This is a genomic window from Prochlorococcus marinus XMU1412 (assembly GCF_017696315.1).
GTDB classification, from domain to species: Bacteria; Cyanobacteriota; Cyanobacteriia; order PCC-6307; family Cyanobiaceae; genus Prochlorococcus_A; species Prochlorococcus_A marinus_AF.
In genome coordinates this window covers 520,163-532,554 of record NZ_JAAORJ010000002.1, presented here as the reverse complement: position 1 = coordinate 532,554, position 12,392 = coordinate 520,163, and the positions used below count along the sequence as shown (strand labels likewise).

12 protein-coding genes and 1 tRNA gene are annotated in these 12,392 nt (G+C 31.3%); 7 read left to right on the top strand and 6 right to left on the bottom strand.

All coding sequences use genetic code 11. The features are described from left to right. Positions 1-10: 10 nt before the first annotated feature. Positions 11-1,102 carry an iron-containing alcohol dehydrogenase gene (locus HA152_RS05910; RefSeq protein ID WP_209134544.1) on the top strand — a complete coding sequence of 364 codons (1,092 nt, stop codon included), beginning with the start codon at positions 11-13 and terminating at the stop codon, positions 1,100-1,102. Positions 1,103-1,109: 7 nt separating this feature from the next. Further along, positions 1,110-2,009 (top strand): alpha/beta fold hydrolase, encoded by a 900-nt coding sequence (locus tag HA152_RS05905; RefSeq protein WP_209134542.1) that lies wholly within the window; start codon positions 1,110-1,112, stop codon positions 2,007-2,009. An 11-nt stretch (positions 2,010-2,020) separates the two neighbouring features. Here HA152_RS05905 and HA152_RS05900 read toward each other — a convergent pair whose 3' ends face one another. Both HA152_RS05900 and HA152_RS05895 read right to left on the bottom strand, forming a co-directional pair. After that, positions 2,021-2,878 carry a phosphatidate cytidylyltransferase gene (locus HA152_RS05900; protein WP_209134540.1) on the bottom strand — a complete coding sequence of 286 codons (858 nt, stop codon included), beginning with the start codon at positions 2,876-2,878 and terminating at the stop codon, positions 2,021-2,023. 9 nt (positions 2,879-2,887) lie between these two features. Further along, entirely contained in the window at positions 2,888-4,285 is a 1,398-nt protein-coding gene (locus HA152_RS05895; RefSeq protein ID WP_209134538.1) for an aminotransferase class I/II-fold pyridoxal phosphate-dependent enzyme, read from the bottom strand. A 64-nt stretch (positions 4,286-4,349) separates the two neighbouring features. Here HA152_RS05895 and HA152_RS05890 point away from each other — a divergent pair, with 64 nt between their 5' ends. Then, complete coding sequence (locus HA152_RS05890) at positions 4,350-6,005, top strand: ABC1 kinase family protein (RefSeq protein ID WP_209134536.1); 1,656 nt, start codon at positions 4,350-4,352, stop codon at positions 6,003-6,005. Positions 6,006-6,114: 109 nt separating this feature from the next. Then, a complete protein-coding gene (locus HA152_RS05885; RefSeq protein ID WP_209134534.1) occupies positions 6,115-6,609 on the top strand; it encodes a helix-turn-helix domain-containing protein in 495 nt (164 codons plus the stop codon). Positions 6,610-6,622: 13 nt separating this feature from the next. On the opposite strand, the gene malQ is transcribed toward HA152_RS05885, so the two are convergent. Further along, on the bottom strand, positions 6,623-8,143 hold the full coding sequence (malQ, locus tag HA152_RS05880) for a 4-alpha-glucanotransferase (RefSeq protein ID WP_209134532.1): 1,521 nt from the start codon (positions 8,141-8,143) through the stop codon (positions 6,623-6,625). 246 nt (positions 8,144-8,389) lie between these two features. Between malQ and HA152_RS05875 the strand changes: the two genes are divergently transcribed. After that, positions 8,390-9,385 carry a ribose-phosphate pyrophosphokinase gene (locus tag HA152_RS05875; RefSeq protein ID WP_209134530.1) on the top strand — a complete coding sequence of 332 codons (996 nt, stop codon included), beginning with the start codon at positions 8,390-8,392 and terminating at the stop codon, positions 9,383-9,385. Positions 9,386-9,397: 12 nt separating this feature from the next. On the opposite strand, the gene HA152_RS05870 is transcribed toward HA152_RS05875, so the two are convergent. Together HA152_RS05870 and HA152_RS05865 are read right to left on the bottom strand one after the other, a co-directional pair. Continuing rightward, positions 9,398-9,832, bottom strand: a complete 435-nt coding sequence (locus HA152_RS05870) for a Villin headpiece domain-containing protein (RefSeq protein WP_209134528.1) — start codon at positions 9,830-9,832, stop codon at positions 9,398-9,400. A 73-nt stretch (positions 9,833-9,905) separates the two neighbouring features. Beyond that, on the bottom strand, positions 9,906-10,445 hold the full coding sequence (locus tag HA152_RS05865) for a hypothetical protein (RefSeq protein ID WP_209134526.1): 540 nt from the start codon (positions 10,443-10,445) through the stop codon (positions 9,906-9,908). Positions 10,446-10,551: 106 nt separating this feature from the next. Here HA152_RS05865 and HA152_RS05860 point away from each other — a divergent pair, with 106 nt between their 5' ends. Continuing rightward, the gene (locus tag HA152_RS05860) at positions 10,552-11,670 is read left to right on the top strand and encodes a histidine kinase (RefSeq protein WP_209134524.1); all 1,119 of its coding nucleotides are present in this window, start codon (positions 10,552-10,554) and stop codon (positions 11,668-11,670) included. Between the two features lie 41 nt (positions 11,671-11,711). Next, positions 11,712-11,784, top strand: a tRNA-Glu gene (locus HA152_RS05855). 11 nt (positions 11,785-11,795) lie between these two features. Here the strand turns inward: HA152_RS05855 and HA152_RS05850 are convergent. Further along, positions 11,796-12,338, bottom strand: a complete 543-nt coding sequence (locus HA152_RS05850) for an SRPBCC family protein (RefSeq protein WP_209134522.1) — start codon at positions 12,336-12,338, stop codon at positions 11,796-11,798. Positions 12,339-12,392: the final 54 nt, after the last annotated feature.

The window sequence follows — 12,392 nt, the reverse complement described above, 5'->3', positions numbered from 1 at the left end:
AAGTAAATATATGCAGTCAATCTCTCCAGAAACTATATATAGGGGAAATTATGCTTGGGAAGAATCTTTACCTCATATTGCCGAATTAACTAAAAGTCCATTAATTCTAGGTAGAGGCATTCAGACTAATAATTTGAGAAATAATATTTTTAAAGATTTAAAAAATCAAAAACTTAATGTTAATTACGCTAATTTACAATTTGATTGTTGTTACGAAGATATTACAAGAGTTAAGAATATCATTTCAAATAATAATAATGATTCTGTTATCGCAGCTGGGGGTGGCAAAGTTCTAGATTCTGGAAAATATATAGCCGAGTCTCTTAATATCCCATGTATTACAGTCCCCCTTAGCGCCTCTACATGTGCAGGTTGGACAGCATTATCAAATATATATACAAAGGATGGTCAATTCATAAAGGATGTCGCATTAAGATCTTGTCCGAAAATACTAGTTTATGATCATAAATTTATTAAAACAGCTCCATCAAGAACACTTGCAAGTGGCATTGCAGATGCCTTGGCAAAATGGTACGAATCCTCAATAACAAGTGCAACGATAGATGACGGTCTTGTTCAACAAGCAATTCAGATATCAAGAGTTTTAAGAGATCAATTATTAATAGATGGAGAAAAAGCGTTTAAGGATCAATTTGAAAATTATCCTTCTTGGCAAAATACTGTAGAAGCCTGTGGACTTACGGCAGGATTAGTTGGCGGTATTGGTGGAGAAAAGTGTAGGACTGCAGCAGCACATGCTATTCATAATGCAATTACTCAGATAATCACTCCTAATAAATTCTTACATGGTGAAATTGTTGGGGTTGGATTATTATTGCAATTAAGATTAGAAGAAATGAAAAACAATAATAAATTAGCTGATCAATCAATTAAACAATTATTGGTACTCATGAAAGAATTGAATTTGCCAACTACAATAGGACAACTTGGAATAAATGTTTTTGAAAATAATAATTTAGATAAAATTGCTGATTTCACTTGTCGAGATAAATCTGAGATTCACTTTTTGCCTTTTGAAATTAATAAACGGGACATAATAGAGGTCATTTCAAATTTTGAACAACAAAAAATAAAAATATAAAATTTTTTTGACTAAAAACAATTTTGAACAATTAAGTGACTTAAATGCAGAATTTTTTGAGAGTGCCAGATTGTCACTATTAGACCCTTTAGGTCTTTATTTGGCAAATGATGTTAAGTGGATAAAACTTAACCAAAAGTGGAATTCTTTAAAATTCCCAGTAGTTATGGGAGGTAAAGGTCAACCTATACTTCTTCTACATGGTTTTGATAGTAGTTTTTTAGAATTCAGGAGAATATATAAATCACTAAAAAGAAATTTTCAAGTTATCGTTCCTGATCTTCTGGGTTTTGGTTTTAGTCCCAGGTGCGCAACAAATGAATACAATTCCTCGAAAATAATTTTACATTTAATTGATCTCCTTAAGACATTAAACATAGCAAAGAATCTAAAAATTATTGGAGCCTCCATGGGAGGCTCAACTGCTTTAAAACTTGCTTTTGAAATTCCTGATTCTATTGATAAAATCATCCTTTTGTCTCCCGCCGGATTGTTTGGAGAACCTAAGAGTATCCCTTTCCCTCTTAACCAAATTGGCGCCTCATTTCTTGGATTGCCTCAGGTCAGAAAAACTCTTTGTAGGCAAGCATTTGCTTATCCAGATGAATGTGTTGGTAAGATGGAAGAGCAAATTGCTTCAATTCATCTAGGTTGTAAAGGATGGAGGAATTCACTTGCATCATTTGCAAAAAGTGGTGGGTTCGCAGGGACTCAAAAATATATCCCAAATATCCCAATTAAAACATTGTGTGGAGAAAATGATCGAATTCTTGGAAAAAAAGAGATTAAAAATATAAGAAGTATTGAAAAATTAAATTTTGTAGGGTTGCAAAATTGTGGTCATCTTCCTCATATAGATCTACCATCATTATCTAGTAAAATTATCCAAGATTATTTTTTGGAATAAAAGATTTTTAATTAATTTAGATACTTGAGAATTATAAAAATATAATACAAAACTGATGGAGTAAAGATGTAACTGTCAATTCGGTCAAGAATTCCTCCATGTCCCGGTAAAAAAGTTCCGGAATCTTTTATTTTTGCATCTCTCTTCATCATAGATTCGATTAAATCTCCAACTAATGCCATGAGAGAAACTGAAATTCCATATATTATTCCAACAAATAATGGATTTTCCCAATTCATTAAAAATGCGAAAAATATTGCTAGTAAAGTTGAACAGGATATTCCTCCAATTAAACCTTCTATAGTTTTGCTAGGAGATATTGGAGATAGAGATGTTTTGCCAAATGACTTCCCAATGAAATAAGAGCCAATATCACTAGCAACAATTAAAAAACAAGAAGTTAAAGTTAAATGAAGGCCTGCAGTATTTGATAAGTTCTCAAACGACATAAAACCCTGATTTGAACTTATTATCACTGAATCTAATCCCCTTAGCTTAATCCAATAACTAGGTAAAAAACCTAAGTAGAATAATCCAAAAATAGAGGCTGCAATATCTGAAATTGTCCCAGGTTTTGGTTGCAAAAGTAGCCAAGTGCATATCCCAACTGAACAGATCGGCAAAATTGAATTTGAAATTTCTCCTTCAAGCAATCCAATAGTCTCAAGATAAGTAGAAACTATAATAATAAAGGATGAAAATAATGTGGTTTTTGTAGCTGGTCTAATTCCTTTAAATTCTGCCATTCTAAAAAATTCTAATAATGCAAGATATGTAAGCAAAGCAGTTGCCAATGTAAAAAACCATCCGCCCAACAAAACAACAATTAAACCAAAAATTCCTATAAGTAATCCGCTTCTTAATCTCATATGAAATTGCTATGTTTCTAAGACTCTTATATTAAAATTTACCAGATCTTTGTTGCATAGACTTTGATTATTTATCCAATTAAACCTATCTTTATCAATTTTTTCGCCAGGAATTAGTAAAGGTATCCCAGGAGGATAAGGGCAAATAATATCTCCAGATATTTTATTTAATGATTGTGAGAAAGAAATACTCCGAGCCTTACTTCTCCAAGCAATCCCTATTTCAATTTCGGGAGCTTGAACTAATTTAAAGGGCGATTTGAGAACTTCTAAATTTTTTGATTTTTTGGAATTCAATAGTAATTTTTTCCATAACTTTTCAAATAAATTAAGAAAATCTTTTTGATTTCCAAATCCTAAGCAAAAAGTGAGAGTCATCATTTCTGGCAATTCGGCAATAAGGCCATTTCTATAAAAAAAGTTATCAGCAGTAAAACCATCAATCCCAGCCTTAGAGGTATTTACTACAATTTTTAAGGGGTCTTGAGTTTCTATGAGAGGAATATTTTTTTGAATTAATTTTTTATAAATACTTTTTGCCTCTAAAATTCTTTTTTGATATTTTGATAAACTTTTTTTGTTAAGCCAGTCCCTTATAGACTCTTCACAAGAAGAAAGTAATAAGGAACTTGGACTGGTAGTTTGGAGCAAATTAATACTTTTGATTAAATTACTTTCATTTATTAGATTCCCTTTGTACCAAAGTACTGCCGTTTGAGTTAATCCATTGAGCGACTTATGCAATGAATTTACGACTAAATCAGCGTTTGATGATAAGGCCGGTTTTGGTAAATTAAGGTTTTCACAAAAAAGGAAATATGAACCATGGGCTTCATCAACTAAAACAGGTAAATTTTTTTGATGACAACAATCTATTAAAGACTCTAAATCTCCGGCATATCCATGATAAGAGGGATTTACGAGAATAACCCCTGCAATTTTATTCTCATCTAAATTTAATTTTTTAAATATATTTTCCAACCAAATTTTTGTAATTGGTTTGTAATGCCCCGTTACGGGTGAAAATTCTAGGTCAAAAAATATTGGATTTATATTCTGCATCGCACAGATTTTTATAACACTTATATGAACATTTCTAGGCATCAGGATATTTTCGCCTGGTTTTGCCAATGCAATTACTGCGGATTGTATTAATCCGGAAGCTCCATTAACTCCAAAAAAACATCCTTTAGCCCCAAATTTGTCGGAGAATTCTCTTTGAGATTTAGCAATTAATCCGCTTTGGGATAGTGGGGAGCCTATTTCTGGCAGTTCGGGCAAGTCCCAATACCCAGGTGGATATTTTAATAACTTCACTAATTTCTTTGGTAAAGCTGCCCCTCTGTTATGAGCGGGAAAGAATAAAGACTTTAAAAACTTTTTAGTTAGAAAAGATGAAATGCTCATAAAGTATTATTGACATATATAGAATGGACTACATGGTAATCTTTTTTGATATTTTTTAACTTTAATGAAAAGATCTTATTCGAAATATTCAGCAAAAGATGACTTATTTTGGTTGATTTTGAGACCATGGATTTTTATCCCAAGAGTTTTATATATCCTTTTAACTTTTATTTTTCTTTTTTTAAGAATACTTTTTCAAGGTAACAGTAAAAATAAAAATGTACAAAAAAATCTTTCGAAATATCTTTTTGATGTAATAACGGATTTAGGACCTTGTTTTATCAAATTAGGCCAAGCACTCTCAACTAGACCAGATCTTGTTAGACAAGATTGGCTTACAGAACTTACAAAATTACAAGATAATCTCCCAGCATTTGATCACAAAATTGCTCTAAAAATCATTGAAGAGGAACTTGATTCCCCTGCTAATGAATTATTTGAAGAGTTTCCAGATAGTCCTATTGCTTCAGCAAGCTTAGGTCAAGTTTATAAAGCAAAAATAAATAATTCTTATCTAGCTGTGAAAGTACAACGGCCAAATTTATACTTTCTCATAAGAAGGGATGTTGTAATCTTAAGGTTTTTGGGAACTTTTTTATCTCCACTCTTACCATTAAATATAGGTGTCGGAATTGGAGAAATAATAGATGAATTCGGTAGGGCACTTTTTGATGAAATTGACTATCAAAAAGAAGCCGAAAATGCTTTGAGGTTTGCAAATTTATTTAAAGAAAACCCAAATATTTTTATTCCTAAATTAGAAAAACAGTTTTCATCCAAAAGGGTAATCACAACTTCTTGGATTGATGGAGTTAAGTTAAGAGATCGAGCTTTACTAGAGGAAAATAACTTAATACCTTCTTCGTTTATAAAAACATGTGTCATCAGTGGTCTGCAGCAATTATTTGAATTTGGATACTTTCATGCAGACCCACATCCAGGAAATATGTTTGCTCTTAAAGGAGGAAATGCAGATTGTGGGAATTTAGCTTATGTTGATTTCGGAATGATGGATACTATTACAAATTCAGATAGACTTACTCTTATTAAGGCAATTGTTCACATAATAAACGATGAATATTACCTTCTCGCAGAAGATTTCCAGAAATTAGGTTTTTTAACCAAAGAACAAGATCTTCAAAAACTTGTTGAACCATTAAAAGAAGTTCTTGGAGGATCTTTTGGCGCTGAGGTTGGTAATTTTAATCTTAAAAATGTAACTGACAAATTTTCAAAACTAATGTATTCCTATCCTTTCAGAGTTCCTAGTAGGTTTGCCTTAATAATAAGAGCCGTTGTTAGTCAAGAAGGGTTAGCACTAAGGTTAGATCCTGAATTTAAAATTTTAAAAATAGCTTATCCATATATTGCTAAAAAACTACTTACTGATAATTCTGAAGAGATTTTAGACATACTTTTAGAAGTCGTTTTTGATAAAAAAGGTCAAATCCAAGTAGAAAAAGTTGAAAGTTTATTAAACATTTTATTTAGAGATTCAGAGAATATTAATTCAGATCTCATACCAGTTGCGAACGCTGGATTGAAATTATTTGTCAGTAAAAAAGGATCCGAAGTTAGGAAGAATCTTCTTTTAAGTCTTATAAAAGATGAAAAATTAGAATTTACTAATGCAAAAAAACTCTTAGCTTTAATTAGAGATACTTTTAGCCCTCTGAATATTGCAAAAAGTGCAGTACAAAATATTATTTCAACAGTTTAGTTTTTATATTTATAGTTAATTAACTTACCTATGAATTTAATTCTATTAGAATTAGATGTAATATTTTAAAAATGAGAATTAAAAGGATTATTTAGCTTTGGAAGATTAAATGAAAATTTTGAAAAATCTCTTTTTATTTAATAAAAAATCTGAAAAAAATAAAGAATTTAGTCCTAGAATGGCTGACCAATTTTTAGAAATTGCAAAGTTAGTAAAAGACGCAAGAATTCAACAAAACCTTACAATTAAAGAATTGTCATACATTTCAAAAATCCCTGAACGAATAATAAACTCTATTGAAAATAATAATAAAAGTACTAGGCCAGAGTATCCTTTTATAAGATCTATATTAATTAAATTAGAGGAATGCTTAGTTTTAAAAAAAAATACGTTAATAAATTTAGCAGTTAAAGAAAGAAAAATTTTAAAGAAAAAGGGAAAGGATTTTATGTTTAGGAAATTTGATCTTGTCAATACATGGCAAGGAAGTCTTTTGTATTTTTTTATATTAGTTTTAACTATTTTTATATTAAAGAGATACTTTATTTTAAATGTAAATGTTATCGAGATTCAAAATATTGAAAATCAAATTATTGATAAATAATTTTTAAAAATATCTATATTAGAGTTCTCCCAAAATTATTTCCTATCTCACTAAACATTTTTATATTATTTTCTATTTCTTCTAAAGGACAATTTAACTTCCATTTCCAGTTATTTTTTGTGGTCCCAGGTTTGTTTAATCTACTTGAATCGTCTAGAGATAAGAGATCTTGTAATGGAGCGATAAAAAGATTAGCATTTGTCCCCATGCCAATTTCTATTAAATCCCAAGAAGGATTTTCTGAAAATTTATATTCATCTTTTATTCTTTTTTGGGATTCATAATCTAAATTATTCCACCATGAAACAGAAGTAGAGTTGTCGTGAGTACCTGTATAAACAACCCAATTTTCTCCTTCAATATTCTTTGGTAAATAAGGATTATCTTCATTGCCATCAAAAGCAAATTGTAATATTTTCATGCCAGGTAGTTCAAAGTTTTTCCTTAATTTCTCTACATCTGGAGTAATTACTCCCAGATCCTCCGCAATAATAGGTAGATAGTTACCCCCTAGATCCTTTTTTACTTTATTTAATAGTGTTTTACCTGGAGAATTTATCCATTTTCCAATAATTGCCGTTTTAGAATTGCCATTAACTCTCCAGTAACCTGCTAAACCCCTGAAATGATCAAATCTTAATATGTCCACAAGTTCAAATTGTCTTTGAAATCTTTTTCTCCACCAATTGAAATTAGTCCTTTTATGCTTTGACCAAAAGTAAGTTGGGGTACCCCATAATTGTCCTGTTGATGAAAAATAATCAGGTGGAACCCCACTTTGAAAGATTAAATCTCCATTTTTAAAAATTGAAAATAATGATTTATTACTCCATACGTCGGCGCTGTCTCTAGAGACATAAAAAGGCAAATCTCCTATCAGCTTAATATTTCTTGATTTTGCAAAGTTTTTAATGACACTCCATTGCTCATGAAGATGCCACTGTATTAATTTTTTAATAAGTATCTCTTCACTTTTTTTCTTAATCCACGATTTTAAGAACTTATTATTTTTTATTTTAAATTCTTGAGGCCATTCCCACCAAGGCAACATATTAAATTCCTCTCTGATAACAACAAATGTTGCATAATCTTCAACCCAAGAATGCCTACTGACCCATTTGTTAAAATTAATTTTTCTTTCTTCAGATTGTGAACTCCAACCTTGCAAAAGGAGGTGACCTAATTTTTTTGTTAGGTCATCTGCAATATCAAAATCAAAATGATCTTTATTCTGATTTGTTGGACCTAGATTTTCTTTATCTGAGATGTAGATAAAACCTTTTTCGATTAAATCATCCATATCCAAAAACCATGGGTTTAGTGCAAAACTAGATGGGGAACTATATGGTGAACCTGTAGAGTCAGTAGGTGTAAGAGGTAAAAATTGCCAGTATTCAATTCCATGCTTATGAAGTTTTCTTATCCACTCTTTAGCTCCTCTCCCAAAAGTTCCACATACTCTTCCTCCCGGAATACATGTTGGATGCATAAGTACGCCTAATGATTTTCTTGCAATAATTGACTCTATAGGCATGTTTTCAATATATTTTGATTCTTTAAACTTAACGTGTTTTTATTTCTCTAAATTCAACCTTATACAAATTTTTTTTAATTGACAAATATCATTGCTGATTTTTACGCCTGGATAAATATAAATATTAATTTTTATTCAACAAATTTTTGCTTAATTGAGGTGTCTTTTGAAAATATCTAGTCATTATCTTTTGCTAAATTCACATAAACGACTACGATGATAATATAGTTTTATGGTGCAAATTTCGTGACAAGTTTTATCACGGCAATGCAGAGTAAAGAATCGAACTTTAATCTAACTAATAGTAGATTAAGGTTAGTAAGTGGGACAACAAACCCAAAGTTAGCTGAAGAAATTGCATCATACTTAGGGATTGAAAATGTACCTTTAATATCTAAAAGATTTGCAGATGGAGAACTTTATGTTCAGATTCAGCAATCTATTAGAGGTTGTGATGTATTCCTTGTACAACCTACATGCGCTCCTGTAAACGATAGTTTAATGGAGCTCATGATCATGGTTGACGCTTGTAAAAGAGCATCTGCAAGACAAATAACGGCTGTAATTCCCTATTTTGGATATGCAAGGGCAGACAGGAAAACCTCAGGAAGAGAGTCTATAACTGCAAAATTAACTGCCAATTTACTAGAGAAATCAGGAGTTGATAGAGTTTTAGCGATGGACTTACACTCGGCTCAAATACAAGGCTACTTCGATATACCATGCGATCATATTTACGGTTCACCTGTATTAATTGATTATCTAGAATCTTTAGATTTAGAAGAAATAGTTGTAGTCTCTCCTGATGTAGGCGGGGTAGCAAGAGCAAGAGCGTTCGCGAAATTAATGAATGATGCGCCGTTGGCTATCATTGATAAAAGGAGAGCTGCGCATAATATCGCTGAAAGTCTAACCGTTATCGGTGAAGTCAAAGGTAAAACGGCCATTCTTATAGACGACATGATAGACACGGGAGGTACGATTTGTTCTGGAGCAAATTTACTAAAAAAAGAAGGAGCTAATAGAATATTTGCATGTGCCTCACATGCTGTATTTTCTCCTCCTTCTTATGAAAGATTAAGTTCTAAGAATCTTTTCGAACAAGTTATTGTGACTAACAGCATACCAGTTATACATAAAGATAATTTTCCACAGTTAAAAGTCCTTTCCGTCGCAAATATGCTTGGAGAAGCTATTTGGAGAATCCACGAAGAAAGTTCTGTTAGCTCTATGTTTAGATAAAAAAATTATTTTTTACAAACCTTGTAATTTCTTGAGTCTCTCAGTTTCAATCTTAAATTGTTTTTCGATCTTTTCAGGGACATTATCTGGACAAACTTGAAGAGCTGATTCAACTAATTGCAGAGATGCAATAAATTGCAATTGTTTCATATCAACTGTTTGCTGTTTCTTTTTTTCTATTATTTTCCCTCCATGTTTTTGTGATACTACTGATGCGAACGTTGCTGAGGCAACGTTTAATGTTTTTGGGAAATCTAGATCAAATCCTTTTCTTGTCGCATTACATAGAAATGAAACACCCATCCCATGATATAAATCTAAATCTTCCTTATTGGCAGGCAAATTTTTAACATTTGCATTTACTTTATTAAATTCATTATTTGTATCAAATAAAAAAGATGAAAAAATTAGAGGAATTGCAAAAATTTTAGATATTTTTAAACTCATATTTGATTTATTTTTAATTCATATTATCAAAGATAACATTTTTTATTTTTTAAACTAAACCTGCCCAAAGAATTTATTTAATAATTTTAATTTCGTGATGATTCTCTACTATTTTAAGCATATCTTTATTCCATGAATATATAACCCTAAATCTATAATTATCAGAATCTACAAGTCTTGTATGTTCAAGAATATGCCAATCTTTGTAAGAAGATTCAAAAATCATTTCGTGTTCGTCGACTTGTTTAATATTTGAAATACCTTCATCATTACTTAAATAAAAATTTTCCCTCTTAAGTTGATGGCCTTTTAAAAATGCATGCATTTCTCCTCGTTCTTTATACTGGGGATTTTCGTCAAAGAAATTATATTTTTTTTCTGGATACCAAGTGAATTTATAATGCGACTCCCATTCGGACTTACTTTCGAGAGCTTGAATATTTATATTCATACTTAAATTATAAGTTTTTTGTGCTTCATCGAGAAAATACGTTCTATTAGATTTCCATAATCCAATATTCCTGGAAAACCATCTTTTTAAATTACTGTTTAAGTTGATTTCAGGAGGGTTTTCACCAAAATGTAAATTTTTCTTTGGATTAATAGCAACCATTTATAAAAAAGTCCTATTTATTTAATAGCCTATCTGTAAAATAAAAAAAAATATCTTAAGGTGTTTATAAGGATTAACAGCTTTTCAACACTTCAGAGGAATTCATTTGAATGATAAAAAAGAGCTAAAATTAATACTTGTGGCAGCTAGAAATCAACTTTCTAGTAATGATATTAAGTCCCTAATAGCTTATTTGGAATCAGATGATTGTGAATTTGAGACATCTCTTCAGATCTCAGAACCCACAGAGCAACCAGAATTACTTGAATTACATAGATTAGTCGCTATTCCTGCTCTTATAAAGGTTTCCCCAGCTCCAAAGCAAATATTTGCTGGAAGTAATATTTTCTCTCAGTTGCAAAAATGGTTGCCAAGGTGGTCACAAGAAGGCTTAACAAAAAATCTTGGGATTAATTTGCAGCCATCCAAAATTGATTCAACAAGAACTCAAAAAGAATTTCTATTGGAAGACGAACTTCTTGTTTTACGACAAGAAAATGAGACATTAACAAAAAGAATAGAATCTCAGGAAAGATTATTAAGAATGGTCGCTCATGAACTAAGAACACCCTTAACTGCTGCTACTTTAGCTGTTCAAAGTCAAAAACTTGGACAAATAGATATTTCAAAATTGCAGGAGGTTATTAAAAGACGTCTTGAAGAGATTGAACTCTTATCTCAGGATCTTTTAGAGGTTGGAACTACTAAATGGGAAGCATTATTTAATCCTCAGAAAATTGATTTAGGTAGTATTAGTGCTGAAGTAATACTCGAATTAGAAAAATTCTGGAGATTAAGAAATATTGAAATTGATACTGATATTCCATCTGATCTGCCAAGTGTATTCGCAGATCAAAGAAGAATGAGGCAAGTATTTTTAAATTTAATTGAAAATGCTATTAAATTTTCTAAAGATTCTGGATCTATAAAAATCACTATGATCCATAAGACAAATCAATGGGTAGAAATAACAATTTGTGACAAAGGCGCAGGTATTCCTTTGACCGAACAAAAAAGAATTTTTCTAGATAGGGTTAGACTTCCCCAGACTTCTGAAGGAACTTCAGGATTTGGTATAGGGTTATCAGTATGTAGGAGAATAGTACAAGTCCATGGAGGAAGAATATGGGTCGTATCTGAAGTAGGGGAAGGTTCCTGCTTCCATTTCACAGTTCCTGTGTGGCAAGGACAAAACAAAGAGCAACAATACTTGACGAAAGGCTAGCCTTACTCTTAGTTTTTAATAAGCTGTTAAGCTAATTTCCTGGCCCCATCGTCTAGAGGCCTAGGACACCTCCCTTTCACGGAGGCGACAGGGGTTCGAATCCCCTTGGGGCTATTACTTTAAATTTATAACGATCTTTTTGATGATTTTGCTTGCCTATCTACGGCAATTAAATTTTCTGAAAGATCTTTTTTCAGTCTCTTCTCTATCATCCCTATTGGCATCCACTGACAACCTTGAACAGTAAGATCATAAATTAATGAGTTTGTTGAAGTATTTTTAATATTTTGAATTTTCCAACTACCCTGAAACTTTCTAAAATCTCCTTTTATTAAATTAAATTTTAAGAGGCCAAGCTCCTTATCTTCAAATAAATCTATAGTTACTTCAGCTGAAAACTTCATGCCAAGGAAATCCTGAGCCCCAACTTGTTTAAGGTGAACATTATTTCCCTTCTGAAATATTTTTTTGCTCGATAAAAGATTTGGTATGTAGAGATTTAGGCGATCATAATCTGTTAAAACACTCCACAAAGAATCAAAGCTTGCAGAAGTTGTAAGTTGAGCTGCCAGTCTTCTCGTCCCACCGGAAAACTTCTCCATAGTCTGCTCAATTGTCCTGTAATCATTGTTCTTAGAATGATCTTCTGATTCTTGAGGATTATTCATAAATGAATTTTTTAATTAAATAAAAAATTATTTCTGTGTAACTATACTGATAAA

Excerpts from the sequence above, each read along its gene's own strand:
- HA152_RS05870 (WP_209134528.1), bottom strand. The coding sequence starts at position 9,832 with ATGAGTTTAAAAATATCTAAAATTTTTGCAATTCCTCTAATTTTTTCA.
- malQ (WP_209134532.1), bottom strand. The coding sequence starts at position 8,143 with ATGCCTATAGAGTCAATTATTGCAAGAAAATCATTAGGCGTACTTATG.
- HA152_RS05900 (WP_209134540.1), bottom strand. The coding sequence starts at position 2,878 with ATGAGATTAAGAAGCGGATTACTTATAGGAATTTTTGGTTTAATTGTT.
- HA152_RS05890 (WP_209134536.1), top strand. The coding sequence starts at position 4,350 with ATGAAAAGATCTTATTCGAAATATTCAGCAAAAGATGACTTATTTTGG.
- HA152_RS05850 (WP_209134522.1), bottom strand. The coding sequence starts at position 12,338 with ATGAATAATCCTCAAGAATCAGAAGATCATTCTAAGAACAATGATTAC.
- HA152_RS05885 (WP_209134534.1), top strand. The coding sequence starts at position 6,115 with ATGAAAATTTTGAAAAATCTCTTTTTATTTAATAAAAAATCTGAAAAA.
- HA152_RS05895 (WP_209134538.1), bottom strand. The coding sequence starts at position 4,285 with ATGAGCATTTCATCTTTTCTAACTAAAAAGTTTTTAAAGTCTTTATTC.
- HA152_RS05865 (WP_209134526.1), bottom strand. The coding sequence starts at position 10,445 with ATGGTTGCTATTAATCCAAAGAAAAATTTACATTTTGGTGAAAACCCT.
- HA152_RS05910 (WP_209134544.1), top strand. The coding sequence starts at position 11 with ATGCAGTCAATCTCTCCAGAAACTATATATAGGGGAAATTATGCTTGG.